The organism is Aeromonas sp. S16(2024) (genome assembly GCF_041403065.1).
In the GTDB taxonomy this organism is placed as follows: domain Bacteria; phylum Pseudomonadota; class Gammaproteobacteria; order Enterobacterales; family Aeromonadaceae; genus Aeromonas.
On sequence record NZ_JBGLQX010000011.1, the window covers coordinates 69,730 to 93,084 of the forward strand.

The following is a 23,355-nucleotide window of genomic DNA, read 5'->3' on the forward strand; positions in this document are numbered from 1 at the left end:
CGCCATTTTGGGGGTGATTAGATTCACAAAACCGGACAAAGTTCCCTGGCTCTTGTTTATCCGATGAATTTATTTGGCTAGAATCCCTTCCGCTCCTTGTGGGCAGGCTACGGAAAACCTCAACTAACGCACAAGAGACCAATAAAATGGCCAAATTTACCAAGACTCTGATCGCTGCCGGTCTGCTGGCTGCATCTGCCACTCCGGCCCTTGCTGCCGATTACAGCGGCGACATCCACAAGAACGACTACAAGTGGATGCAGTTCAACCTGATGCACACCATCGATCAGATGCCCTACAGCGGCTCTGGTTACGACGATACCTACTTCGAAATGGAATTTGGTGGTCGTTCAGGTATGTTTGACCTTTATGGCTATGTTGATGTTTTTGATATCTTCAACACCAGCAAGAGCGATAAGCATGATGGTCAAAATATCTTCATGAAGTTCGCTCCACGCCTGTCTCTGGACGCACTGACGGGTAAAGATCTTTCCTTTGGTCCGGTACAAGAACTCTACATTGCAAGCCTCAGCAACGTTAGTGATGACCAGTTCGATACCATGATTGGTCTGGGCTCAGATGTGATGGTTCCTTGGTTTGGCAAGGTGGGCATGAACTTGTATGCTCGTCATTCTCTGCAGAATAATTTCTTCAAGGAAGAAGAAGGCCATTGGAACGGCTATCAATTCTCGATGAACTGGTTCAAACCCTTCTATACCTTCTCCAACGGTAGCTTCATCGCCTATCAAGGTTATTTGGATCACTTGTTTGGCGCTGATACTTATGATGTAGCCTCCCAGTCGACTGACGGTACAGCCATGTTCAACGGCCTGTACTGGCACTCCGACCGCTACGCCGTCGGTTATGGCCTGAAGTACTTTAATGATGTGTATGGCATCCAAAACTCTGATGGTTTCAAGTCCACTGGTTTCGGCCACTACTTCTCCGTGACCTACAAGTTCTAATCGAACTCGTCACACGGACACAAAAAACCGGAGCAACTGCTCCGGTTTTTTTATGGCGCTTCGTCGATGAGGGGAGTGGCCAGGGCCCTCCCCCCTTCATCATCAATCGCGGAAGTTCTGGAACTGCATCGGCTGGCCAAGCTCGGCGCCACGCACCAGTGCCATGGTCTCCTGCAGATCGTCACGCTTCTTGCCGGTAACCCGTACCTCGTCGCCCTGGATGGCGACCTGCACCTTGATCTTGGAATCCTTGATGAGCTTCACCAGCTTCTTGGCGATCTCTTTCTCGATCCCCTGCTTGAATTTCACCGTCAGGTGGAAACGCTTGCCGGAGTGAACGCTGTCACCCACATCCATTGAGCTGTTTTCGATGTTGCGCTTGAGCAGGGCTGCGCGCAGGATCTCGACCATCTGCTTGAGCTGGAAATCCGCATCGGCCTCCAGCTTCACCTCTTCCTTGTTCAATTCGAAGCTGGCTTCCACACCACGAAAATCGAAACGGGTCGCCAGTTCACGATTGGCGTTATCGACGGCGTTCAACACCTCGTTCATTTTGACTTCAGAGACAATATCGAATGACGGCATAGCCGGGCTCCTCATGCTGTACTTCAGGTTGTGCTGACAAAGGGGCAAATCTACCAGAAAACCGGCAAATTTGCTGATTTCGATGGGACTGCTCTGCTAGAATCCCCTGCGCACAGGAATGGTGAGACCCGTTAGTGTCCACCAAGCGACATCTTCCCTTATCCCGGTAGGCGGTTGACCGGATTGCAACCCTTACCCTGATCGAGCCTCTCCATGCCAAGCGGATTACGCGACAACAACCTGAAAACCCGCCGTCACCCCGTCTCTCCCGAGTGGACCTTACTGGGCTGTGGCGCCTTGGGCGGCGTCTTCGCCTCCCTGCTGACCATGAGCGGCCAATCGACCCGCATCCTGCTGAGCGAGCGGCACCGCGCCACCCTGCACCCCGGCATCGACTTCACCTCGCTGGAGGGACACACCCAGTTGCTCACCATAGAGCGCGCCTTCATCGACAAGCCTGGCCCCATCCGACGCTTGCTGGTGATGACCAAGGCCGGCCAGATGATTTCGGCCCTGACGCCCCTGGTAGGCAAACTGGCGGCGGGGATTCCCATAGTGCTGTTGCACAACGGCATGGGCATAGCCGAACAGGTGGCTGCCCTTTTCCCCCACAATCCTGTCATCGCAGGGGTCATCAGCCACGGCGCAATGCAAAATGGCCACTTCGTGTTCCGCCACACCGGCAAGGGCGAAACCTGGCTGGGCCCTATCAACGACGCGGCCAAAGCCCATGCCCACCTGGCCGACGAGCTCGCTCGCGCCCTCGGCCAGGTGGGCTGGGATGAGCAGATCCTGACCCACCAGTGGCAGAAGCTCGCCATCAACTGCGCCATCAATCCGCTCACGGCGCTTTACAAGCTCAAGAATGGCGAGCTGGCCGGCCCACGCTTTGCCGATGTGCTGCAACAGATCTGCGTGGAAGTGGCTGACGTGATGCAGGCCGAAGGCCAGCCGACCGGCAGCGACGAGCTGCTGCGCCGGGTGATGATGGTGGTGGAGCTCACCGCCGACAATTACTCTTCCATGTATCAGGACATGGAGCAGGGGCGTGAGACCGAGATCGAGGCCATCACCGGCTTCCTGCTCGGCAAGGCCGCCGCCCACGGCATAGCAGTGCCGGTCAATCAGGGCCTCTATCAGGCCATCAAAGAGAAGCGCTGAGCCCGGGATCGCGGGCGGCAGACTAAGGAGTGCAAAATGACAGTACTGGTATTGGTCGCCCCCGGGTCGGAAGAGATCGAAACGGTCGCCATCGTCGACACCCTGGTGCGCGGCGGCATAGAGGTAGTGCTGGCCTCCTGCTGCCCCACCGGAGCGCGCCAGATCCGCGCCTCCCGCGGGGTACAGCTGGTGGCAGATTGCCATCTCGGCGAACTGACCACCCGTGACTTCGATGCCATGGTCGTGCCTGGCGGTCTGCCCGGCAGCGAAGCTATCCGCGACACTCCCCTCGCCATCGACCTGCTGAGGGAGCAGGCGGCACTCGGCCGATGGCGCGCGGCCATCTGCGCCGCCCCCGCCGTGGTGCTGCACCATCACGGCTTGCTTGGCGATGCCAGCGCCACCTGTCACCCGGGTTTTCAAGCCCGCCTGCCCGCCGCACAACTGAGTACGGCCCGGGTGGTGCGGGATGATGCCCATCGTCTCATCACCAGCCAGGGCCCCGGCACCGCCATCGAGTTTGCCCTCGAACTGGTGCGGGTGCTGCGCGGTGACGAGACCGCCCGCGCGGTAGCAGGCCCCATGGTGTTGCCAGAAGCCTACGCTGGATAAACAACAAGGCCCCATGCGTTGCAGGGGGGCCTTCTTGTTTTCCGGTGTAGATACACGGAGAAAACCCTTGGGCTTTCCTTCCGCCGCCCTGGCTGCTAACATGCGCTCCCTATGCCTGTTTTACGCTCTGGCGTGACTGTAACGCCGCCCTAACCCTCCCTCTGCGGCTCCTGCCGCCTGACTCTGGTTGCCACAACCGGAGCGCTTTTGTACACCCATTAGATCCCAATACAACAATCTGATCCTGCCCGAACTCCATCTGACCCCCAAGTCGGTGGATGCGTTGCGCTATGGATCCTCAACAAGCGAGAAAATCCCCCATGCTGGAACGTGCAAGACAAGAGTGGTTCTCCAACATCCGTGGTGACCTGCTGGCCGGTATCGTGGTCGCCCTGGCGCTGATCCCTGAGGCCATCGCCTTCTCCATCATCGCAGGCGTCGACCCCAAGGTCGGCCTCTATGCCTCCTTCTGTATCGCCGTGGTCATCGCCTTCGTCGGCGGTCGCCCCGGCATGATCTCTGCCGCCACCGGCGCCATGGCGCTCCTGATGGTGACCCTGGTCAAGGAGCATGGCCTGCAATATCTGCTGGCGGCGACCCTGCTCACCGGGGTACTGCAGATAGCGGCGGGTTACCTCAAGCTCGGCAGCCTGATGCGGTTCGTCTCCCGCTCCGTGGTCACCGGCTTCGTCAATGCGTTGGCGATCCTCATCTTCATGGCCCAGCTGCCTGAGCTCACCAACGTCACCTGGCAGGTCTATGCCATGACGGCGGCGGGCCTTGGCATCATCTATCTGTTCCCGCTGATCCCGGTGGTGGGCAAGCTGGTGCCTTCTCCGCTGCTCTGCATCGTGATCCTGACGGCAGTCGCCATCACCATGGGCATAGATATTCGCACCGTGGGCGACATGGGCGAACTGCCCGATACCCTGCCTATCTTCCTGTGGCCGGAAGTGCCACTCAATCTCGAGACACTGGCCATCATCTTCCCCTACTCTGCCGGTCTGGCAGTGGTGGGACTGCTCGAATCCATGATGACGGCGGCCATCGTCGATGACCTGACCGATACCCAGAGCGATCGCAATCGCGAGTGCAAGGGCCAGGGGATCGCCAATATCGGCGCCGGCCTGATGGGCGGCATGGCGGGGTGCGCCATGATTGGCCAGTCCATCATCAACATCAAATCCGGCGGCCGCGGTCGCCTCTCGACCTTTGTGGCGGGCACATTGCTCATCCTGATGGTGGTCTTCATGGATGAGTGGATCCGCCAGATCCCCATGGCGGCCCTGGTCGCCGTGATGATCATGGTCTCTATCGGGACTTTCTCCTGGGAGTCGGTGCGCAACCTGAAAACCCACCCCCTCTCCACCAGCATCGTGATGGTGGCCACAGTCGCCGTGGTGGTGGCTACCCATAACCTGGCACTCGGGGTATTTGTCGGGGTACTGCTCGCGTCCCTGTTCTTCGCCAACAAGGTCGCCCGCTTCATGCTGGTCAAGAGCGACAGCGAGCGCAGAGGCGAGGTGCGCACCTATCAGGTACGGGGACAGGTATTCTTCGCCAGCGCGGAGCAGTTCTTTGCCAGCTTCGACTTCAAGGAGGTGGTAGAGAAAGTAGTGATTGACCTCACCCACGCCCACTTCTGGGACATCACGGCCGTCACTGCGCTGGACAAGGTGGTCATCAAGTTCCGCCGCGAGGGAACCGAGGTGGAGATCATCGGCCTGAACGAAGCGAGTGCCACTATCGTTGACCGCTTCGGAGTCCACGACAAACCGGAAGAAGTTGAAAAGCTGCTGGCTGGCCACTGATCACAAAAAGGAATTTATCATGACAAACATTGTTGCCTGTATCGATGGCTCCCCGGCCATGACAGCGGTGTGCGATGCGGCGGCTTGGGCCGCAGCCAACACCGGGTTACCCGTCACCCTGCTGCACGTACTGGAAAAGAACGAGTTTGAGGGGGAGCGCGATCTCTCCGGCACCATAGGTCTGGGCAGCCGAGAACTGCTGCTCAAGGAGCTGGCCGAGCTGGATCACCAACGCAGCCGTCTGGCCCAGGAGCAGGGTCGCCTGCTGCTTGAGAGCGCCCAAGGCTATCTTGCTGACTTGGGCATGACAGCGATCGAGATCCTGCAACGCCACGGCCAGCTGGTAGAGACGACCCAGGAGCTCTCATCCGGTATGCGGATGTTGATCATGGGCAAGCAGGGCACCGCCCATGCCCGCGACCTGATTGGCAGCCATATCGAGAGCGTCATCCGCACCCTGCCCAACCCCATCATGGTGGTGCAGCCGGGCTTTCAGGCACCGAGCCGCTTCCTGTTCGCCTATGATGCCAGCCCGACCGCCAAGAAGATGCTGGAGTTGATCGCAAGCAGCCCACTGCTCAAGGGGATGGAGTGTGAGCTGGTGATGGTTGCCGAACCGGGCGACGAGCACGAACGCCAGCTGGCACAGGCCAAACAGGTGTTGAAAAGTGCGGGGATCGAGGTCGATGCCCGCCTGCTTCAGGGGGAGGTCGCCCCGAGTATCTGCCAATATGCCGCCGAGGCGGGGATCAATCTCATCGTCATGGGGGCCTATGGCCACTCACGGATAAGGCAGTTTATCGTGGGCAGCACCACCACCGGGATACTGAAAACGACCAAAGCCTCTCTGTCGTTGCTGAGATAATCATTCATCAGGGGCGGGATAACCCGCCCCTGCGTGCATCAGAACCAGCTTTGCACCGCCTCTCTGGCCGGGATCCCGCCTGCATGTACCACCTTGTCATCGATGACGACAGCTGGCGTAGACATCACCTTGTACTTCATGATCTCGGGCAAGGACTCCACTTTCTCAAGCTGGATCTCGACCCCCAGCTCATCCACCACCTGCTGGATAAGCTGGACGGTGTTCTTGCAGTTGGCGCAGCCCATGCCCAGCACTTTTACCTGTTTCATCTCACACTCCTCATCAAGAAATTAATGGCGATACGAAGTTAAACACCCACCCAACCAAGGTGAAGGAGACCAGCAGCACCAGCAGCAAGGTGCCCAGCAATGGCCACTTCATCACTTGTTTGAGCAAAACAAACTCGGGAAAACTGGCCGCCACCGTGCTCATGCAAAACGCCAGTGTGGTGCCGATGGGCAAACCATTGACGATCAGGCTCTCCATGACCGGGATCACCCCGGTCGCATTGGAATAGAGGGGAATGCCGATCAGCACGGCAGCCGGCACTGACCACCATTGACCGGCACCAAGGTGTGAGGCAATCCAGCCCTCAGGCACAAAGCCATGGAGTGCGGCGCCGAGCCCCACGCCGACGATGACCCAGAGCCATACCCGTTTGAAGATGGTGAGGGTTTCAGCTTTGGCAAAGGCATGACGCCTGGCCAGCGAGAGGCTAGGGGCATCGGCGTGCTGCTGGACGATATCACCTTGCTGATGCTGCCCCTGCTTGAGGGCCTCGGCGGCAAAATCGGCCAGCCAGCGCTCGGCCTTGATCTTGTCCAGAAAGGCCCCACCCAACATGCCAACCGCCATGCCGACCACCACGTAAATCAGGGTGAACTTCCAGCCCAGCAGACTGACCAGCAACAGGACGGCCACTTCGTTGATAAGCGGTGAGGTAATGAGAAAGGCCATGGTGATCCCAAGCGGGATACCGGCCGAGGTAAAGCCGAGGAACACAGGGATGCTTGAACAGGAGCAGAAGGGAGTGATGGCACCAAAGCCGGAGCCGAGAAGATAGCCCAACCCTCTGTGCTTGCCCGCCAGATAATCCCTCACCCGTTCGACATTCAGGGAGGCCCGCAGCATGGCCACGATGTAGATCATCACCAGCAGCAGGGCAAAGATCTTGCTCACATCCTCCACGAAGAAATGCAGCGCATCCCCCAGCCTGGTTTGTGGGCTCAGGCCCAACTGCTGATAGACCAGCCAGCTGGCGAGATCGGTGAAAATCTGAAACATAATGGCTCCATCAACATCGGTGATATCCAGAAGACGTTGCATGTCACCAAAGGATGCTTATATTTTTCGTTTTTCTTGCTAGCGCCGCGCTCTCATGGTTTTCGCCCCCCCTCCCTCAATCACTGAATACCAGCGAGTCAAGGACACCTTGCCCGCTATGAACGCCTCCTTCTGTCGATTCGGCCGATTTGCTACGGATCAGATATCCCGCAAAGCTCTGCTCCGCACTGGCTGGATTGCCATCGATCTGAGCGGTGAAGATCCCCAGTTCGCTGATCAAATCCGTCACCCGATGCAGCTCCCCTTTGCGCACTACCCAGGCAGGCATCGCTCTGGGGACAGGATGCAAACGGCGCATCAACGACCAGGCCTGATATTGGAGTGGGTCAAGCGTTGCCAGTTTTACCTGGATGTCCGCCCCAAACAGACAATGCCCACCCCCTTCTCCCTGGTTTTTAAGTACCCAGCTATCGGAGGGCGCCGCTTTTACAACCTGGATGCTATCAGGGGTCACAGGGTGCATCTCACCCAGCCGGTGTCTCACGGTGTCGGCCTCTTGCGGGGTCAAGCCAAATGCAGCGAATCCCTCTTCTCCCAGACGCGACAGCAGCATTTGTACTCGCTTGCTGGTCGCCAATTGCTGAGCGACCGTGGCATTGACGGCGACTCTGTGTCGCTCAATCAACACACGGGTCGCCATCAGCGCCTGGCAGCATCTCTGCTCGTTGAGATCGGTCGCCTCATAATCAGAATATTGGTATCCGGCCCGCAGGTAGACGGTATCGAGTGGACCGATCCCATTGAGGATCAGCCTGTCGTTGGCGCCCGTGCTCAGTTGATTATGCAGTTCGCGAAAGGTTCTGCGCTGTGTCTCTATCCCTCTCTGCTGGAGAGCAAGCTCAAGCAGATGTTGATCAAACACATTGTTTTCATGCTCCTGCACAATCATCAGAAACCTTGCCGGGCCAGTGTCGCCAAACTCCTGCTTGATCTTGAACGTGGCCTCGGCAATACCTGCTGACAACCCTTCAATGGCCTCATTGCCGACAAGCTCACCCATCGCCTCGGGTGACAGCTGCGCATATTCAGCAGGCCATTGCCGTTGCAGATAGTGGTGCAGTTCATGTATTCGCTGACCAAATGGCCCCATGCCAGCGGCGATGCCATTGAACTCGACCAGCTTGTGGCCATCGCGCCTATCGTCCATAAAATCGCTGCGCATGATGAGCAAGGGCAGCCTGGGCGCGCTGCCGGGTGATGAATGTATGTGTTGATGCATGCTGAGCAGGGCTGAGAAGAAGGGATCTCCCGCCGCGATGGGATGAATGGCATCGTATAAAAAACCATGATCCTCAGAGACGGCATAGATCAGCTTGCTCAAAGTCTGCGCCACGCCTTTCAAATGCTGATAATCTCCCCGGCTGATCGGTGTCGGCGTCAGGGTAAACGGGGTATGCACGGCAGAACAGAGCGACTCTTTAAAGGCGACCCCCTGGGTTAATGCCCATTCGACTGCATCATCCCTGATTTTCTGAATGCCAAGAGAACTCATCACTTGCTCCTGATTATTGACTCACGAACCGCCATATCGGGCTGGCCCCAATGGCATGACCATCAAGGCGGCCAACCAGGAAACCCTGGATGAATGCCTGGCCGAAGCCAAGAAAAAATAAAAAAAGGCCAAGGAGAACACCTTGGCCTTTTTGCTGAGTAGAGTTCATGGCTTACTTCACCGCCGGGGTGAAGCAGCAGACTCGCCCCGAGCTGTCCAACCTGACCTGACAGTCCAGAGAGAGCTGCTGACGCAAGCGATCTCTGGCTCGCAACAGACGGGACTTGGCGGCGGCAAGGGTCAAGCCGGATCGGGCGGCATACTCCGCCTGCTTCATCCCTTCCAGGTCGCAGTGCCTCAGGATCTCACTGTCACTCCGGGCCATCCTCTCCAGCACCCTGGGCAAACAGCCCGCCAAGGAATCGACCGCATCGAGCTCACCCTGCGCCATGGCCAACTCGTCAGATAGTGGCAGCATCGGGCGTAATCTTCGGCTTCTATCAATCACCAGATGTCTGGCGACTTCAAACAGCCAGGCCCGTGCATTCTCGATGGCGCAAAACTTTCCCTGCTGACGGATAGCCCGCAAGAAGGTCTCTTGCAGCAAGTCATCGGCATCCATCGGGCTGCCAGACTGCTTGAGCAGCCAACCGTAGAGCTCGTGCTCATGCTGCTGCCATGCCGTCATCAGGCAAGGTGGCGCGCCGCTCCTTTGGGTCACTTGATGCGCCTGCCTTGCGCATCCACCACCTGCTCTCCGTCTTCCTTGGTGAAGGCCCCTTGCTGGGGGCTCGGCAGTATCTCCAGCACCACCTCAGACGGACGGCACAACCTGGTGCCAAGCGGCGTCACCACTATGGGGCGGTTGATCAGGATGGGATGGGCCAGCATGGCATCGATCAGCTGATCATCGCTGAACCTCTCCTCGGCCAGCCCCAGCACCTCGTAGGGGGGCACATTCTTGCGCAGCAGATCGCGCACCGGCATCTCCATGGCCGCGATAAGTGCCATCAGCGTCTCGCGGCTCGGCGGTGTCTCCAGATAGTGGATGACGGTCGGCTCAACGCCGGAGTTGCGGATCAGCGCCAGCGTATTGCGGGAGGTGCCGCAGGCCGGGTTGTGGTAGATGGTGATAGTGGTGTCACTCATGCCTGGACCTCCGCTTTGCCATAGTTGCGCTTCATGCGCAGGGCCACATTGACCAGACCGATCAGCACGGGCACTTCCACCAGCGGGCCGATGACGCCGGCGAAGGCCTGATCCGAACTCAAGCCAAACACGGCGATGGAGACCGCAATGGCCAGCTCGAAGTTGTTGCCGGTGGCGGTAAAGGCGATGGAGGCGTTCTTGTCATAGGGAATACCCAGCTTCTTGCCGACCAGGAAGCTGGTGAAGAACATCAGCACGAAGTAGACCACCAGGGGCACGGCGACCCGCAGCACATCCATGGGCAGCTCGACTATCATCTCGCCCTTGAGGCTGAACATCAGCACGATAGTGGCCAGCAAGGCGATCAGGGTGATGGGAGAAATAGCCGGAATGAAGCGCTCGGTGTACCACTTCTCCCCTTTCGCCTTGACCAGATAGTGACGGCTCAGGAAGCCTGCCAGGAAGGGAATGCCCAGATAGATCAGCACGCTTTCGGCGATATCCAGCATGGTGATATCCACCGCGAAGCCCTGCAGGCCGAACAGCGGCGGCAGCACGGTAATAAACAACCAGGCCATAAAGCTGTAGGTGAGGATCTGAAAACCGCTGTTGAGCGCCACCAGGCCAGCACCGTACTCCTTGCTGCCGCCGCCGAGATCGTTCCACACCAGCACCATGGCGATGCAGCGCGCCAGACCTATCAGAATGAGGCCCACCATGTAGCCCGGCTGATCATGCAGGAAGATCAGGGCGATGACGAACATCAGGATCGGGCCCACCAACCAGTTCATCACCAGTGAGAGGGTGATGGCCTGACGGTCACGGGTCATGGTGCCCATGGTGGTGTAGTTCACCTTGGCGAGCGGCGGATACATCATCAGGATGAGACCGATGGCCAGCGGCACATTGGTGGTGCCCACCGACATGGCCTCATTCCACTGGGCCACCTGGGGGAACAGATAACCTATCCCCACCCCTATGCCCATGGCAGCGAAGATCCAGAGGGTGAGATTGCGGTCGAGAAAACTCATTTTTTTGCTGACGGGCAGATCGCCGCAGGCTGTTGTACTCATCACGAGACTCCCTGAGAGGATGAAAGGGGCGGCTGGTGGCGGGGCAAGCCGATTGAAATCAACGCCGCCAACAGGATAAAGAGGGTGGAGATCCAGAGGCAGGCCTCGAGACCATAGAGCTGGAAAACCAGCCCGGAGAGCAGGGTGCCGAGCAGGCGCCCCAGGGCATTGGCCATGTAGTAGAAGCCCACATCCAGCGACACACCGTCAGCGCCGGCGTAGCTGACGATGAGGTAGCTGTGCAGGGAGGAGTTGATGGCAAACAGGGCGCCAAACACCATCAAGCCGCCTACCAGGCTAATGGCCGGATGCAGATCGAAATGCAGCGCCAGGGCAATCAGGGCCGGTATCAGTGCGAGTAGCAGTGCCCAGCGCATCGCAGCCTTGCCATCGGGTACGCGACCCTCTCGTTTGCCGGTAAAACGGGGCGCCTGGGTCTGAACCACGCCATAGGCGATGATCCAGAGCGCCAGGAAGCCCCCCACATACCAGTGATCCCAGCCAAAGCTGGATGCGAGGTAGACAGGCAGTGCCACCACAAACCAGACATCCCGGGCACCGAACAGGAACAGGCGGGCGGCGGAGAGGTAATTGATGGCGCGGCTCTTGGAGAAGATCTCGCTGAACTTGGGCTTGTTTTTGGCTTTGCCGAGATCCCGTTTCAGGGTCAGCATGCTGATGCACCACACCAGCGCCAACGCCAGTGCCATAACCAGCACGGCACCCTGAAACCCGAGCAGGGTCAACAGGGCGCCACCAAGGAAAAAGCCCATCCCTTTCAAGGCATTCTTCGAGCCGGTCAGGAGTGCTACCCACTTGTAGAGCTGACCCTGCGCCTCTCCCGGCACCAGCAACTTGATGGAGCTTTTGGCACTCATCTTGTTGAGGTCTTTGGCCACTCCCGAGAGCGCCTGGGCCCCCATCACCCAAGGCACTGTCAGCCAGAGCGGCGGCACCAGCAACATGCCGAGCGCCAGCACCTGGAGGGCGAGGCCGATGTTCATGGTGCGGTTGAGCCCGAGGCGAGCACCGAGCCAGCCCCCCACCAGATTGGTCACCACCCCGAAGATCTCGTAGAAGAGAAACAGGGAGGCGATGGCCAGCGGGCTGTAACCGAGCCCATGGAAGTAGAGCACCACCAACATGCGCAGGGCGCCATCGGTCAGGGTAAAGGCCCAGTAGTTGCCGGTCACCAGCAGATACTGGCGAGCCTCGGGGGAGAGTCGGGTCAGTGCCATGGCGGGTTATCCTTGCGCCTTGTCCATTTGACCGACCATGCGCATCAGCTCGGCGGTGCGGTTGGCATAGCCCCACTCGTTGTCATACCAGGCGTAGATCTTCACCTGAGTGCCGCCCACCACCATGGTGGAGAGCGCATCTATGGTGCAGGAGCGCGGATCCGTCTTGTAGTCCACCGACACCAGCGGGCGCTCTTCATAGCCCATGATCCCCTTGAGCTCACTCATCGCAGCCGCCTTGAGCAAGCCATTGACCTCGGCTTCGGTGGTGGGACGGTTCACCTCGAACACGCAGTCGGTGAGGGAGGCGTTGGCCAGCGGCACCCGCACCGCATGACCGTTCAGCTTGCCCTTGAGCTCGGGGAAGATGTGGGTGATGGCGGTGGCAGACCCCGTGGTGGTGGGGATCAGGCTCAGGCCGCAGGCGCGGGCACGGCGCAGGTCAGCATGGGGGGCATCCAGAATGGTCTGGGTGTTGGTGATGTCATGAATGGTGGTCATGGAGCCGTGCTTGATGCCGAGCTGTTCGTGGATCACCTTCACCACTGGCGCCAGACAGTTGGTGGTACAGGAGGCAGCCGTCACTATGGGGTGCTGCGCCTTGTCGTAGAGGTGGTGGTTGACCCCCATGACGACGTTGAGCACACCCTCCTCCTTGACCGGAGCAGTCACCACGACCCGCTTCACCCCTTGCGCCAGATAGGCATTGAGCAGCGCCTTGGTTTTCATCTTGCCGGAAGCCTCGATCACCACATCACAACCAGACCAGTCGGTCTGAGCTATCTCTTTGTTGCGAGTGCAGAGGATGCGATGGTTGCCTATCACCATCTCGTCTCCCTCGGCGCTGGCTTCATGATGCCAGCGGCCATGGACCGAATCGAAGGTGATGAGGTGTGCCAGCGAAGCAGCATCCCCAGCCGGGTCATTGATGCGTACAAACTCCACATCCGCCCAGTCAAAGGCGGCGCGAAATGAGAGACGGCCCATGCGGCCAAACCCGTTGATACCAACTTTAATCGTCATGCTGTTTTCCTTAACCGGCGAATGCATGGTGGGTGTTGAGGTAGTTGACGTGCGCTGCCAATGTCAGCGCCTTGGGACGCAGCCCTTGCACCAGCGTCTTGACAGCGGCGGGGGCGTAGCCCGCCTCCAGCAGCAAGATGGCCACCATCAGTCCGGTACGACCCGAACCGCCACGGCAATGAATGGCCAGGGTCTGACCTGCCGCCAGACGCGCCAGCAGATCCGCCTTGTGGTTGGCAAAGGTTTCGGCGAACGGCGCCTCGGGGGCGCAATCGTCCTCCACCGGCAGCTGGAACCAGGCCAGCCCCAACGCCTCGCACTCGGCGGGCAAGCTATCAGCCTTGAATTCGCTAAGCTCGGCATCGGGCATCATGGTGACCACAGCCTCTGCCCCTGCTTCTTTCAGGGTCTTGAGGGACGCTTGCAAGGAAGCCTCCTTGGTGCCGGGGCAGGGGGTGAAGATAAGGCGGGCGCCATTATCCAGGTTCAGGATGTCAAACGGGTGCATGATAAACAGCGGCTCCATGTCTCGTTGAGAACGTCAGATTGGTTGGTGAAAATAGGTTGTTGGTACCCAGTGCTGGTGGCCGCAAGCCGCGACCACGCAAGCATCATAGGGCGCTCTGTCTCACCCCTCTTTGTGGGCAGGGTGACATAAGTCTTGCAGGGCCTTGACGCCAACCGGCTCGACCGCCTGCAAGGGCACCACGGCATAACGCTTCGCATGCTCCTGCTTGACCGCGTCGATATGGGGCTGCTGGCGATACGCTCGCTGGGCCAGCAGTGGTGAGGTGACACTGGCCGGAGAAAGCATGTGATTGACCACCCAGGCCCAGGGTTCGATACCGGCACGGCGCAGGTCGGCTTGCAGGTTGGCTGCCTCCTGCACCGGGGTGGGCTCGGGCAGGGTGACTATCATCACCTTGGTCTGTTTCGGGTCTTGCAACTGCATCATGGGGGTGGTGAAGTGCATTCCTTTCCCCCCGGCTTGAGAGGCAATCTCCCTTTGAGATAGGGTGTCTTGAAATGACATACCCTTGCCCCCCATCTGACGGGCAATCTCTCTGTGGTAGGCACCGGTCGCATCAAGCAGCAAGAGGGTGTGGCCGGTCGGTGCCGTATCCATCACCACGAAGCGCTTGCCCGCCTCGCGAATGATCCGCGAGAAGGCCTGAAACACGGCAATTTCTTCGGTGCAGGGGGAACGCAAATCTTCTTCCAGCAGGGCACGACCTTGGGCATCCAGACTCGCCCCCTTGGTGGCCAGCACCTGGGCTCGATAACGCTCTGTCTCGGCGTGAGGATCGATGCGGCTGACCTCCAGGCTGGGCAGTGCCCCAGCCAGTGTCTCTCCCAGATGGGCTGCGGGATCTGACGTAGTGAGATGAACCGGTAAGCCCCGACTGGCGAGCTCTACCGCCACTGCCGCAGCCAGGGTCGTTTTACCCACACCGCCCTTGCCCATCAGCATGATGAGCCCATGGCCATCTGTGGCCAATTCATCGACCAGTTGCTTCAAGCCAGGATGTGGTTCAGTAGTTGTGCTCTCAACCTCATCAGTCCCAGTGACCGGTGCTGCACCCAGTAACTGGCGCAGGCTCTCCACGCCCACCAAGTTGGTCGCCAACAGCGGCACTCTGTCTTGTGGCAAACTAGCCAGCAGCGCTGGCATATCAGCCATCGCCTGCTGCTCACGTTGCCAGACGGCTGTCGCCAGGGGGTCATCCGCCAGCTCGCTTTGCGGGAAGATGCCATTGATAACCAGTTGCTGATTGGCAAGGCCGATAGCGGCCAGTTCGTCATGGGTTCGCGTTACTTCCCGCAGGGTTGAGGCTTGCGCCCGGGCCACCAGAATAAGCCGGGTTTTCCCCGCATCTGAGAGAGCTGCAACAGCCTCTGCGTATTGGCTACGCTGTTTTTCCAGTCCCGCCAATGGCCCCAGACAGGAAGCATCGCCCTTGCCCTGCTCCAGAAACTCGCTCCATGCCCCTGGCAGTTGCAACAGACGAATGGTGTGGCCGGTCGGTGCCGTATCGAACACGATGTGGTCGTATTCCCCCACCAGGCGGCTGTCGGTCAAGAGCGCGGTGAATTCGTCAAAGGCGGCGATCTCTGTGGTACAGGCACCGGAGAGCTGCTCTTCAATGCTGCGCACCACGCTCTCGGGCAATTTGCCGCGCACCGGGCCAACGATACGTTCGCGATAAGCCTTTGCGGCGGCTTGCGGGTCAATCTCCAGTGCTGATAACCCACTGACTGCCGCGATGGCGGTAATGCTGTTACCTATCTGGGTGTCGAACACCTGACCTACGTTTGATGCCGGATCCGTGCTGACCAGCAGTACCCGTTTGCCACTGTCACACAAGGCAACCGCACTGGCACAGGCCAGCGAGGTCTTACCCACCCCGCCCTTGCCGGTGAAAAAGAGAAACGGCGGCGCATCATGGAGAAACGAGTAGTTCAGCAACGGGGACATGAGAGACTCCTATCAGGAAGAACGAGGCAATAAAGCAAACAGAGATCTTGCCAACCAAACGATGGCGCTTAGCAGCAACCACTGCTGCCGGAGCAGCATCCACTCTTGACGATCCCTTTGATGGCACCGGCTTTGTTGGGCTCGGCTGCTGGCTGTTCACCTTCTTCGCCATCGACGTCAGCCGCTTTCGGTGACTCAAGTCCGGCATAACGGATCAGTTCAGCGCGGCTGGGATAGCGACCGGTGAGCACCACCTGGCCATCAACCAGGGTCACCGGCAATCCGTCTTCCCCAGTCAGTTCCAGGAAGGAAGCCACTGCCGGGGTCTCGGCGAATACCAGAGGTTGCTGAGCCAGATTGAACCGAAACAGTGAAGCCCCTTGTTGCTTGATCCATTCGGCGTCACCGGCAAAGGTCACCAGTGCCTGGTCAACCTCTGCGCCACATACGCCGCTGGAACAGCACAGGGCCGGGTCGAATACTTGTATCAATCTCATGATCTACTCCTCGTTGCAGCAAGGCTGCGCAGGCAATACATGGGGCGAGCAGCCGGATTCGGCTCTCATCACCCCGCAGGCTTCCGGATGGCCGGCGCAGCACTCCTCGGTGAGGTAGCCGATAAGACTCAGCATCAGGGGAATGTTGGCGCGATAGCGCAAGAAACGTCCCTCCTGCTCCACCGAGAGCAGGCCCGCGTGCAGCATGGCCTTGAGGTGAAACGACAGGGTGTTGGGAGCTATGTCGAGCTCGCTGGCCAGCTGGCCGGCAACCTGCCCCTCCAGCCCGGCCTTGACCAGCAGGCGCCACACATCGAGGCGAATGCCGGATGCGAGAGACTCGAATACCTTGGTGGCTATCTCTTTGTTCATGGGACTTTCCCTTAATTCATTTCATGGATTCAACTATACAAGAAACATTGAAATGATCAACATGACCACAACTCATTGTCGATCCCGTCAATCCCTCTTGTCGTTCACACAGCACTCCTCGCGGAAAAACGCGATGATCTCTTCCAGCACCTCGTATTGAGAGACGCACAGCAGGGTACGGCTCTCCCGGTTCTGCTTGACCAGACCAACCGAGACCAGGGCCGCAATATGATGGCTCAGGGTCGAGGCGGGAATGGCGAGCTGCTTTTGCAAGTCTCCCACGGGCAGGCCTTGCTCCCCGGCCTTGACCAGGTGCTTGAAAATGAACAAACGAGTCGGATGACCCAACTCTTTCAATGCCTTGGCGACCTCTTCCAACTCCATGATCCAACCCTCTTCACAGATGACATTTCGATAATACCAGAAATATCTTGACCGCTCACACACTTCGATTATTTTAGAAATATAGTCAAACTCAAGAGGATATGAAGATGAATGACTGGTTAACCATGCTGACGGATGCATCTCGGATGTTTGTGTTCCTGGCCGTCGAACTCTCGGTGCTGTTCCTGGTGATCAGTGCTGGGGTCAGCTTGATCCGCCAGAAGATCCCCGATGCCAAGATCCAGGCCATGCTGGGTGCTAGAAAAGGCAGAGGCTATTTGATTTCGGCTGTACTGGGTGCCCTGACCCCCTTTTGCAGTTGCTCGACCATCCCCATGCTGCGCGGACTCCTGTCCGCCAAAGCCGGTTTCGGGCCAACCCTGACCTTCCTGTTCGTCTCGCCGCTGCTCAATCCGATCATCGTCGGCCTGATGTGGGTCACCTTCGGCTGGAAACTGACGGTCCTGTATGCCGTTATCGCCGCCGGCGTCTCTGTACTGGCGAGCATGCTGCTGGACATGCTGGGATTTGAGCGTCATGTGATTGACCCCAAAGAGGCCAAGCAAAGCAGCTGCGGCACAGGTTGTGGCACCACGACGAGTGAACCTGCCAGCGTGAGCGCAACAGCTTGCTGCTCAAACAAGGCTATCAAGTCAGTCACACCGCTAAAGGCTCAGGCATCTTGCCGGCCCTCACAACCCGAGGCCACGCCAGCCATCTCTTGCTGCGCAAACGGCACTGCGGCCCAGACTCAGGCCCCAGTCATTCCCACGGCCTTCGCCAAGGCACGGGCGGATGCCTGGCAACAATTCAAGGAGGTGCTGCCCTACCTGCTGCTGGGGGTACTCGTCGGGTCATTTATCTACGGCTTTATTCCGGCAGAGTGGATAGCCGCCCACGCCGGGGCTGACAACCCGCTGGCGATCCCATTGAGCGCCGTTGTGGGCATTCCGCTTTATATCCGGGCAGAAGCCGTGATCCCTCTGGCATCTGTATTGCTGGGCAAAGGGATGGGCATGGGGGCTGTGATGGCACTCATCATCGGCAGTGCGGGGGCCAGCCTGACCGAGGTGATCCTGCTCAAGTCGATGTTCAGAACCCCCATGATGGTGGCATTCCTCACCGTGATCCTGGGAATGGCCATCCTGATGGGTTACTTGGCACAAGGAGTGTTTGCAACCCCGGTCTGAGATCGACCGCACCGACGCAATGGTATGGAAGAAGAGAATGGCGTGGGCGAAGGGACGGCAACTGAAAACTCACAGATACGAAAAAGCCCATCTCAATCAATGAGATGGGCCGTATAGATGGCGGAGGAGGTGGGATTTGAACCCACGGATGGTCGCCCATCGCCGGTTTTCAAGACCGGTGCATTCAGCCGCTCTGCCACCCCTCCGCAGCAGTGCGACGCATATTACCCATGACGATCCCCCTTGTAAATCCCCGCTCTGTTCGTTTGCCGATTTATTGGGCTAAATGGCCAACAAAACCCGCAGACTCGCCCCAAACCGTGCTTTTTCAACCGGATGGCTTGACTTGAAAACAGACTCACCCACTATAGTGGCCTCCACGATATTCCCAGCAAGATGGACTTATGAGAATCAAACATGCCCTGTTCGCCGCCCTGACCGGCGCGACCCTGCTTGCGGCGCCGGTGCAGGCGAGCGAGCTGACCAAGAGCGATGTCGAGCAGATCGTGCGCGACTATCTGGTCAAGAATCCGGAAATACTGGTAGAGATGTCCAATGCCCTGCGCGCCAAGCAGGAGAGCCAGCAGGCCGAGAACGACAAGACGCTGATCGAGGCCCATGCCAAGCAGCTCTTCGCCAACCAGGATCCCGAGAGTGGCAACCCCAAGGGCAGCCTGACCGTGGTCGAGTTCTTCGACTACAACTGCGGCTACTGCAAGCGGGCTCATCCCCTCATTCAGCAACTGCTCTCTGAGGACAAGGACATCCGCTACATCTACAAGCAGTTCCCCATACTGAGCGAGACCTCCTACCATGCCGCCCGCGCCGCGCTGGCGGTGCAGCTGGGTCAGCCCGACAAGTACCAGGCCTTCCACGACAAGCTCTATGCCCACCAGGGCCCCCTGTCAGACGAGGCTCAGGTGAAAGAAGTCGCCAAGGCCGCCGGGGTGGACTGGAGCAAGGTAGAGGCCAAGTTCAAGGACGGCAGCATAGATCAGAACCTGGGTACCAACCGTGCCCTGGCCGAAGCCATGAGCATCTCCGGCACCCCGGCCTTCATCATCGGTGATCAGATCCTGCGCGGAGCGCCGCGCGATCTGGCAAGCCTCAAGGCCATCATCAAGGATGTGCGAGCCGGCAAGAGCATTCAGTAACCCGCTCTTCGCTCGTAAAAAAACGCCCCGGCATCTCGATGCCGGGGCGTTTTGCTATCCGAGGTATTATCAGGCCTGATAGCCGTTCGGATTCTGGCTTTGCCAGCGCCAGGTATCCACCATCATCTGCGCCAGACCCCGCTCGGCCTGCCAGCCCAGCTCGTCCCGGGCCAGGGTGGGCTCGGCCCAGCATTCGGCGATGTCGCCGGGGCGACGGGGCTTGATCTGGTAGGGAATAGGGCGACCGCTGGCGGTTTCGAACGCACGGATCATCTCCAGCACGGAGTAACCCTGGCCTGTGCCCAGGTTGTAGGTAAAGACACCGGTGTCGCTCTCGATGCGGGCCAACGCCTTGAGGTGACCGATGGCGAGATCCACCACGTGGATGTAGTCGCGCACGCCGGTGCCATCCGGCGTCGGATAGTCGTTGCCGAATACCCCCAGCTCCTTGAGCTTGCCGACACCGACCTGACTGATGTAAGGCAGCAGGTTGTTGGGAATGCCGTTGGGATCTTCACCGATGAGGCCGCTCTCGTGGGCACCGACAGGGTTGAAGTAGCGCAGCAGCACTATGGCCCAACGGGGATCGGATTTGGAGAGATCCCGCAATATCTCTTCGACCATCAGCTTGGAGCGGCCATAGGGGTTGGTGGCACTGGTGGGGAAGTCTTCCCTCAGCGGCACAGAGGCGGGATCCCCGTAGACGGTGGCCGAGGAGCTGAACACCAGGCGGAACACGCCGGCTTTTGCCATCTCTTCGCACAGCACCAGGGTGCCGGTCACGTTGTTCTGGTAGTAGGTGAGCGGGATCTGGCTGGACTCCCCCACTGCCTTGAGCCCGGCGAAATGGATCACCGACTCAATCTTGTGGGCGGCGAACAGCCGCTGCAGGCATGCCCTGTCCAGAATGTCCCCCTCGACGAAGGTGACCGGCTTGCCGGTGATCCGCTCGACCCGCTTGAGGGACTCGGGGGAGGAGTTGGAGAGATTGTCCAGTACCACCACCTGCTGGCCGGCGCCCAGCAGCTCAACCAGTGTATGGGAGCCGATATAGCCGGCGCCGCCCGTGACCAGAATTGTCATTTTTTATCCCGTGCTTTGCTGAAACTGAAGCTGAGTCTACCCGCCCTGCCCGCGCGGGAAAAGCTCGGGATACCTATGACGCCCCTCAGTAGTCGAGGCCGACATCCCCCCTGGCGGTGCAGGAGCAGGCGAGCGCCACCCCGCCCTCGAGATCCTGCGCGCTCAATGTCATCACGCTCTGGCGCTCGATCTCCCCTTCCGTGGTGCAGCGACAGGCCCCGCACACCCCGGCGCGGCAGGCGGCCATCATGATCTCCCCCGCCCCCTCCAGCGCCGCCAGCAGGGTCTGGCCCGGCAGTATCTTCACCTTCTTGCCGCTCTTTTTCAGGGTCAGCCAGAAGTGCTCGCTGTCGGCTGCAACTGGCGCCGCACTCGATGTCGCCGCAGGCAGACCGAAGGACTCCTGATGCAGCTGCGCCGCCGGCAACCCCAGCTCTGCCAGCATGGCGCTCACCACCGCCATATAGGGGGCAGGTCCGCACAGGTAGACGTGGCGGCTCAAGAGATCCGGCGCCAGTTCCCTCAGCATCTCCGGGCTGAGTCGGCCCACCCAGGGATGAGCCGCCGGCGCCTGTTCCAGTACCAGGGCCTGGCGCAGCCCGGCATGGGCCTCGGCCAGCGCGGCCAGCTCATCTGCGAAGATCACATCCTCAGGGGTTCTGGCGCTGTGAATAAAGCGGATATCCGCGTCCGGCCGCTTGGCGAGCTCATCCCGCAGCATGGCCCACATGGGGGTGATGCCGGAGCCGGCGCTCAGTAGCAGCGGCCGTTCGCAGGGCAGCGCCGTCAGGTTGAAGTCACCGAAGGGGCCGTCGGCCCGGATCTCGTCCCCCAGCTGCAGGGTCTGATGCAGATGATGAGAGACCCGTCCCACGTCCTTGATGGTGACCTGCCAGCAAGGATCCTGCGGGCTGGAAGAGAGGGTGTAGGCGCGGCACAGGGGCTCGCCGCCTATCTCGGTGTGCAGGGTCACGCACTGACCGGCGAGCACGGGGGGCAGCGTGCCCTCGGCGGCGACAAACTGCCAGCTGGTCACGTCGTGGGTCTCCGCACGACGGCCGATGCAGCGCAGGGTGAGAGAGGTGGAGGTCATCGCAAGGCTCCTCTTGTCTTGAAGCGATCGTCTTGAAAAAAAGGCGAGCCATCAGGCTCGCCAAAGGCTTACAACATGCTGAATGGATCAGGCCGCCAGTATCTCGGCCAAGTCGGCCTCGGCCGTGGTGGTCCCTTTCAGGCCGAACTGCTCCTCCAGCACCTTGAGCAGGGCCGGGGTGAGGAAGGCCGGAGCGGTCGGGCCGGTGCGGATGTCCTTCACCCCGAGCGCCAGCAGGGTGAGCAGGATGACGATGGCTTTTTGCTCGAACCAGGAGAGCACCAGGGTCAGCGGCAGATCGTTGACGCCGCACTCGAATGCCTCGGAGAGCGCCAGGGCGAGCTGGATGGCGGAGTAGGCATCGTTGCACTGACCCACATCCAGCAGGCGCGGAATGCCGCCGATGTCACCAAAATCGAGCTTGTTGAACTTGTACTTGCCGCAGCCCAGGGTGAGCAGCAGGCTGTCCTGCGGTATCCCCTTGGCGAACTCGGTGTAGTAGGCGCGCTCGGCACGGTCGCCGTCACAGCCCCCCACCAGGAAGAAGTGGCTGATCTCGCCAGCCTTGACCTTCTCGATCACCGCGGGGGCGGCCTGCATCAGGGCATTGCGGGCAAAGCCTATGGTGATGAAGTGCTCGAGTTCTGTGTGCTTGAAGCCGTCCAGCGCTTGCGCCTTGGCGATCACGGCGGAGAAATCTTCCCCTTCCAGGTGGGTCACGCCCGGCCAGCCGACGATGGAGCGGGTGAAGATGCGATCTGAGTAGTTGCCCACGTTAGGGTCGATGATGCAGTTGGAGGTCATCACCACGGCGCCGGGGAAGTTGGCGAACTCCTTCTGCTGGTTCTGCCAGGCGGAGCCATAGTTGCCCACCAGGTGCGGGTACTGCTTGAAGAAGGGGTAGGCCAGCGCCGGCAGCATCTCGCCATGGGTGTAGACCTTGATGCCGCTGCCCATGGTCTGCTCCAGGATGAGCTTGAGATCCACCATGTCGTGGCCGGAGACCAGGATGCACTTGCCCGGCACCGGAGTGACTCTTGCTTGAGTCGGCTCGGGGTGGCCAAACGCAGTGGTTTCGCCGAGATCCAGCATCTCCATGATACGGAAGTTGAGCAGGCCTATGTCCATGGCGCACTTGAACAGCGGATCCAGATCGCTGGGATCCGTGCCGAGCCAGCTCATGATGCGGTGGAATTCGGCCGCCACGGCGCTGTCTTGCTGACTCAGCACCCGGGCGTGCTCCATATAGGCGGCAGCGCCCTTGAGGCCGTAGAGGCAGAGCAGACGCAGCCCCATGATGTCTTCGTTGACCTCGCTCTTGCCGCGATTGACTGCGGTCTGGGGCGCATGAGCTAGCTGTTCCAGCAGTTCGGCACCCGGTTCGAAGCGGGCGGCGGCGGGCAGCTCGCTGACCTGCACCGCCAGCGCGGCCAGACGATCGGCCAGTTGCTGCCGATAGGCCAGCGCCTGATTCACATAGTCGACGATGCGCGCGGAGTCAAAGTTGACGTTGGTGAGGGTGGCGAAGAAGGCCTTGGGCACGAAGGCGTCTACCTCGTCATCGACGATGTCGTGCTCACGGGCGACCAGGGCCCAGGCGCTGAGGCCTTGCAGCGTATAAATCAGCACATCCTGCAGATCCGAGGTCTCGGCCGTCTTGCCGCACATGCCTTGTGCATAAGCGCAGCCATTGCCTGCGGGGGTACGAATTGTCTGTTCACATTGCACACAAAACATCATGCCTCTCCTAATTGGACATTTCAGTTGCTTGTTTTGTGGCGATTCTAT

General features: G+C 59.6%; 24 protein-coding genes and 1 tRNA gene. 7 read left to right on the forward strand and 18 right to left on the reverse strand.

What is annotated here, in order from left to right:
- Positions 1 to 146 precede the first annotated feature (146 nt).
- Positions 147 to 965 carry an outer membrane protein OmpK gene (locus tag ACB030_RS10305; RefSeq protein WP_371159526.1) on the forward strand — a complete coding sequence of 273 codons (819 nt, stop codon included), beginning with the start codon at positions 147 to 149 and terminating at the stop codon, positions 963 to 965.
- Positions 966 to 1,067: 102 nt separating this feature from the next.
- On the opposite strand, the gene ACB030_RS10310 is transcribed toward ACB030_RS10305, so the two are convergent.
- Positions 1,068 to 1,550, reverse strand: a complete 483-nt coding sequence (locus ACB030_RS10310; protein WP_025327959.1) for a YajQ family cyclic di-GMP-binding protein — start codon at positions 1,548 to 1,550, stop codon at positions 1,068 to 1,070.
- A gap of 213 nt (positions 1,551 to 1,763) precedes the next feature.
- Between ACB030_RS10310 and ACB030_RS10315 the strand changes: the two genes are divergently transcribed.
- The 4 genes from ACB030_RS10315 (at position 1,764) to ACB030_RS10330 (ending at position 5,999) form a co-directional block, all read left to right on the forward strand.
- Positions 1,764 to 2,711: a ketopantoate reductase family protein gene (locus tag ACB030_RS10315; protein ID WP_371159528.1), complete on the forward strand. Its 948-nt coding sequence runs from the start codon at positions 1,764 to 1,766 to the stop codon at positions 2,709 to 2,711.
- A gap of 36 nt (positions 2,712 to 2,747) precedes the next feature.
- Positions 2,748 to 3,323 carry a DJ-1 family glyoxalase III gene (locus tag ACB030_RS10320; protein WP_371159530.1) on the forward strand — a complete coding sequence of 192 codons (576 nt, stop codon included), beginning with the start codon at positions 2,748 to 2,750 and terminating at the stop codon, positions 3,321 to 3,323.
- A 320-nt stretch (positions 3,324 to 3,643) separates the two neighbouring features.
- Complete coding sequence (locus tag ACB030_RS10325) at positions 3,644 to 5,134, forward strand: SulP family inorganic anion transporter (RefSeq protein WP_371159532.1); 1,491 nt, start codon at positions 3,644 to 3,646, stop codon at positions 5,132 to 5,134.
- Positions 5,135 to 5,153: 19 nt separating this feature from the next.
- On the forward strand, positions 5,154 to 5,999 hold the full coding sequence (locus tag ACB030_RS10330) for a universal stress protein (RefSeq protein WP_371159534.1): 846 nt from the start codon (positions 5,154 to 5,156) through the stop codon (positions 5,997 to 5,999).
- Positions 6,000 to 6,037: 38 nt separating this feature from the next.
- Here the strand turns inward: ACB030_RS10330 and ACB030_RS10335 are convergent, their stop codons facing one another.
- The 13 genes from ACB030_RS10335 to ACB030_RS10395 all read right to left on the reverse strand — a co-directional run bounded on the left by ACB030_RS10335 (position 6,038) and on the right by ACB030_RS10395 (position 17,047).
- Entirely contained in the window at positions 6,038 to 6,268 is a 231-nt protein-coding gene (locus ACB030_RS10335; protein ID WP_058051857.1) for a thioredoxin family protein, read from the reverse strand.
- A gap of 13 nt (positions 6,269 to 6,281) precedes the next feature.
- Positions 6,282 to 7,283, reverse strand: a complete 1,002-nt coding sequence (locus ACB030_RS10340) for a permease (RefSeq protein WP_371159536.1) — start codon at positions 7,281 to 7,283, stop codon at positions 6,282 to 6,284.
- A gap of 115 nt (positions 7,284 to 7,398) precedes the next feature.
- Positions 7,399 to 8,835 carry a glutathione synthase gene (locus ACB030_RS10345; RefSeq protein ID WP_371159538.1) on the reverse strand — a complete coding sequence of 479 codons (1,437 nt, stop codon included), beginning with the start codon at positions 8,833 to 8,835 and terminating at the stop codon, positions 7,399 to 7,401.
- A gap of 172 nt (positions 8,836 to 9,007) precedes the next feature.
- Positions 9,008 to 9,556 (reverse strand): sigma-70 family RNA polymerase sigma factor, encoded by a 549-nt coding sequence (locus tag ACB030_RS10350; protein ID WP_371159541.1) that lies wholly within the window; start codon positions 9,554 to 9,556, stop codon positions 9,008 to 9,010.
- On the reverse strand, positions 9,553 to 9,984 hold the full coding sequence (gene arsC / locus ACB030_RS10355) for a glutaredoxin-dependent arsenate reductase (protein WP_371159543.1): 432 nt from the start codon (positions 9,982 to 9,984) through the stop codon (positions 9,553 to 9,555). The genes ACB030_RS10350 and arsC overlap by 4 nt, the downstream gene beginning before the upstream one ends.
- Positions 9,981 to 11,057 carry an ACR3 family arsenite efflux transporter gene (gene arsB / locus ACB030_RS10360; RefSeq protein ID WP_371159545.1) on the reverse strand — a complete coding sequence of 359 codons (1,077 nt, stop codon included), beginning with the start codon at positions 11,055 to 11,057 and terminating at the stop codon, positions 9,981 to 9,983. Before arsB ends, arsC begins: the two co-directional genes overlap by 4 nt.
- A complete protein-coding gene (gene arsJ, locus ACB030_RS10365) occupies positions 11,057 to 12,295 on the reverse strand; it encodes an organoarsenical effux MFS transporter ArsJ (RefSeq protein WP_371159546.1) in 1,239 nt (412 codons plus the stop codon). Before arsJ ends, arsB begins: the two co-directional genes overlap by 1 nt.
- 6 nt (positions 12,296 to 12,301) lie before the next feature.
- A complete protein-coding gene (locus ACB030_RS10370) occupies positions 12,302 to 13,318 on the reverse strand; it encodes an ArsJ-associated glyceraldehyde-3-phosphate dehydrogenase (protein WP_371159548.1) in 1,017 nt (338 codons plus the stop codon).
- 10 nt (positions 13,319 to 13,328) lie between these two features.
- Positions 13,329 to 13,826, reverse strand: a complete 498-nt coding sequence (locus ACB030_RS10375; RefSeq protein ID WP_371159550.1) for a tyrosine-protein phosphatase — start codon at positions 13,824 to 13,826, stop codon at positions 13,329 to 13,331.
- Positions 13,827 to 13,946: 120 nt separating this feature from the next.
- Positions 13,947 to 15,794 carry an arsenical pump-driving ATPase gene (gene arsA / locus ACB030_RS10380; RefSeq protein WP_371159552.1) on the reverse strand — a complete coding sequence of 616 codons (1,848 nt, stop codon included), beginning with the start codon at positions 15,792 to 15,794 and terminating at the stop codon, positions 13,947 to 13,949.
- Positions 15,795 to 15,862: 68 nt separating this feature from the next.
- Positions 15,863 to 16,291 (reverse strand): arsenite efflux transporter metallochaperone ArsD, encoded by a 429-nt coding sequence (gene arsD, locus ACB030_RS10385; RefSeq protein ID WP_371159554.1) that lies wholly within the window; start codon positions 16,289 to 16,291, stop codon positions 15,863 to 15,865.
- A gap of 3 nt (positions 16,292 to 16,294) precedes the next feature.
- Complete coding sequence (locus tag ACB030_RS10390; RefSeq protein WP_025327981.1) at positions 16,295 to 16,663, reverse strand: helix-turn-helix transcriptional regulator; 369 nt, start codon at positions 16,661 to 16,663, stop codon at positions 16,295 to 16,297.
- An 87-nt stretch (positions 16,664 to 16,750) separates the two neighbouring features.
- Positions 16,751 to 17,047 (reverse strand): helix-turn-helix transcriptional regulator, encoded by a 297-nt coding sequence (locus ACB030_RS10395; RefSeq protein WP_265435744.1) that lies wholly within the window; start codon positions 17,045 to 17,047, stop codon positions 16,751 to 16,753.
- Positions 17,048 to 17,154: 107 nt separating this feature from the next.
- On the opposite strand from ACB030_RS10395, the gene ACB030_RS10400 reads away from it, so the two are divergent.
- Positions 17,155 to 18,237: a permease gene (locus ACB030_RS10400; RefSeq protein ID WP_371159557.1), complete on the forward strand. Its 1,083-nt coding sequence runs from the start codon at positions 17,155 to 17,157 to the stop codon at positions 18,235 to 18,237.
- A 118-nt stretch (positions 18,238 to 18,355) separates the two neighbouring features.
- On the opposite strand, the gene ACB030_RS10405 is transcribed toward ACB030_RS10400, so the two are convergent.
- Positions 18,356 to 18,443: transfer RNA gene (locus ACB030_RS10405), tRNA-Ser, on the reverse strand.
- Between the two features lie 198 nt (positions 18,444 to 18,641).
- Between ACB030_RS10405 and ACB030_RS10410 the strand changes: the two genes are divergently transcribed.
- The gene (locus ACB030_RS10410; RefSeq protein WP_371159559.1) at positions 18,642 to 19,391 is read left to right on the forward strand and encodes a DsbA family protein; all 750 of its coding nucleotides are present in this window, start codon (positions 18,642 to 18,644) and stop codon (positions 19,389 to 19,391) included.
- 69 nt (positions 19,392 to 19,460) lie between these two features.
- On the opposite strand, the gene galE is transcribed toward ACB030_RS10410, so the two are convergent.
- From galE to hcp, 3 genes are all read right to left on the reverse strand, one after another.
- A complete protein-coding gene (gene galE, locus ACB030_RS10415) occupies positions 19,461 to 20,474 on the reverse strand; it encodes a UDP-glucose 4-epimerase GalE (protein ID WP_371159561.1) in 1,014 nt (337 codons plus the stop codon).
- An 85-nt stretch (positions 20,475 to 20,559) separates the two neighbouring features.
- Complete coding sequence (locus ACB030_RS10420) at positions 20,560 to 21,567, reverse strand: FAD-binding oxidoreductase (protein WP_371159563.1); 1,008 nt, start codon at positions 21,565 to 21,567, stop codon at positions 20,560 to 20,562.
- Positions 21,568 to 21,654: 87 nt separating this feature from the next.
- Positions 21,655 to 23,304 carry a hydroxylamine reductase gene (hcp, locus tag ACB030_RS10425; protein ID WP_371159565.1) on the reverse strand — a complete coding sequence of 550 codons (1,650 nt, stop codon included), beginning with the start codon at positions 23,302 to 23,304 and terminating at the stop codon, positions 21,655 to 21,657.
- Positions 23,305 to 23,355 lie beyond the last annotated feature (51 nt).

Excerpts from the sequence above, each read along its gene's own strand:
- ACB030_RS10305 (WP_371159526.1), top strand. The coding sequence starts at position 147 with ATGGCCAAATTTACCAAGACTCTGATCGCTGCCGGTCTGCTGGCTGCA.
- ACB030_RS10310 (WP_025327959.1), bottom strand. The coding sequence starts at position 1,550 with ATGCCGTCATTCGATATTGTCTCTGAAGTCAAAATGAACGAGGTGTTG.
- ACB030_RS10315 (WP_371159528.1), top strand. The coding sequence starts at position 1,764 with ATGCCAAGCGGATTACGCGACAACAACCTGAAAACCCGCCGTCACCCC.
- ACB030_RS10320 (WP_371159530.1), top strand. The coding sequence starts at position 2,748 with ATGACAGTACTGGTATTGGTCGCCCCCGGGTCGGAAGAGATCGAAACG.
- ACB030_RS10325 (WP_371159532.1), top strand. The coding sequence starts at position 3,644 with ATGCTGGAACGTGCAAGACAAGAGTGGTTCTCCAACATCCGTGGTGAC.
- ACB030_RS10330 (WP_371159534.1), top strand. The coding sequence starts at position 5,154 with ATGACAAACATTGTTGCCTGTATCGATGGCTCCCCGGCCATGACAGCG.
- ACB030_RS10335 (WP_058051857.1), bottom strand. The coding sequence starts at position 6,268 with ATGAAACAGGTAAAAGTGCTGGGCATGGGCTGCGCCAACTGCAAGAAC.
- ACB030_RS10340 (WP_371159536.1), bottom strand. The coding sequence starts at position 7,283 with ATGTTTCAGATTTTCACCGATCTCGCCAGCTGGCTGGTCTATCAGCAG.
- ACB030_RS10345 (WP_371159538.1), bottom strand. The coding sequence starts at position 8,835 with ATGAGTTCTCTTGGCATTCAGAAAATCAGGGATGATGCAGTCGAATGG.
- arsC (WP_371159543.1), bottom strand. The coding sequence starts at position 9,984 with ATGAGTGACACCACTATCACCATCTACCACAACCCGGCCTGCGGCACC.
- arsB (WP_371159545.1), bottom strand. The coding sequence starts at position 11,057 with ATGAGTACAACAGCCTGCGGCGATCTGCCCGTCAGCAAAAAAATGAGT.
- arsJ (WP_371159546.1), bottom strand. The coding sequence starts at position 12,295 with ATGGCACTGACCCGACTCTCCCCCGAGGCTCGCCAGTATCTGCTGGTG.
- ACB030_RS10370 (WP_371159548.1), bottom strand. The coding sequence starts at position 13,318 with ATGACGATTAAAGTTGGTATCAACGGGTTTGGCCGCATGGGCCGTCTC.
- ACB030_RS10375 (WP_371159550.1), bottom strand. The coding sequence starts at position 13,826 with ATGCACCCGTTTGACATCCTGAACCTGGATAATGGCGCCCGCCTTATC.
- arsA (WP_371159552.1), bottom strand. The coding sequence starts at position 15,794 with ATGTCCCCGTTGCTGAACTACTCGTTTCTCCATGATGCGCCGCCGTTT.
- arsD (WP_371159554.1), bottom strand. The coding sequence starts at position 16,291 with ATGAGATTGATACAAGTATTCGACCCGGCCCTGTGCTGTTCCAGCGGC.
- ACB030_RS10390 (WP_025327981.1), bottom strand. The coding sequence starts at position 16,663 with ATGAACAAAGAGATAGCCACCAAGGTATTCGAGTCTCTCGCATCCGGC.
- ACB030_RS10395 (WP_265435744.1), bottom strand. The coding sequence starts at position 17,047 with ATGGAGTTGGAAGAGGTCGCCAAGGCATTGAAAGAGTTGGGTCATCCG.
- ACB030_RS10400 (WP_371159557.1), top strand. The coding sequence starts at position 17,155 with ATGAATGACTGGTTAACCATGCTGACGGATGCATCTCGGATGTTTGTG.
- ACB030_RS10410 (WP_371159559.1), top strand. The coding sequence starts at position 18,642 with ATGAGAATCAAACATGCCCTGTTCGCCGCCCTGACCGGCGCGACCCTG.
- galE (WP_371159561.1), bottom strand. The coding sequence starts at position 20,474 with ATGACAATTCTGGTCACGGGCGGCGCCGGCTATATCGGCTCCCATACA.
- ACB030_RS10420 (WP_371159563.1), bottom strand. The coding sequence starts at position 21,567 with ATGACCTCCACCTCTCTCACCCTGCGCTGCATCGGCCGTCGTGCGGAG.
- hcp (WP_371159565.1), bottom strand. The coding sequence starts at position 23,304 with ATGTTTTGTGTGCAATGTGAACAGACAATTCGTACCCCCGCAGGCAAT.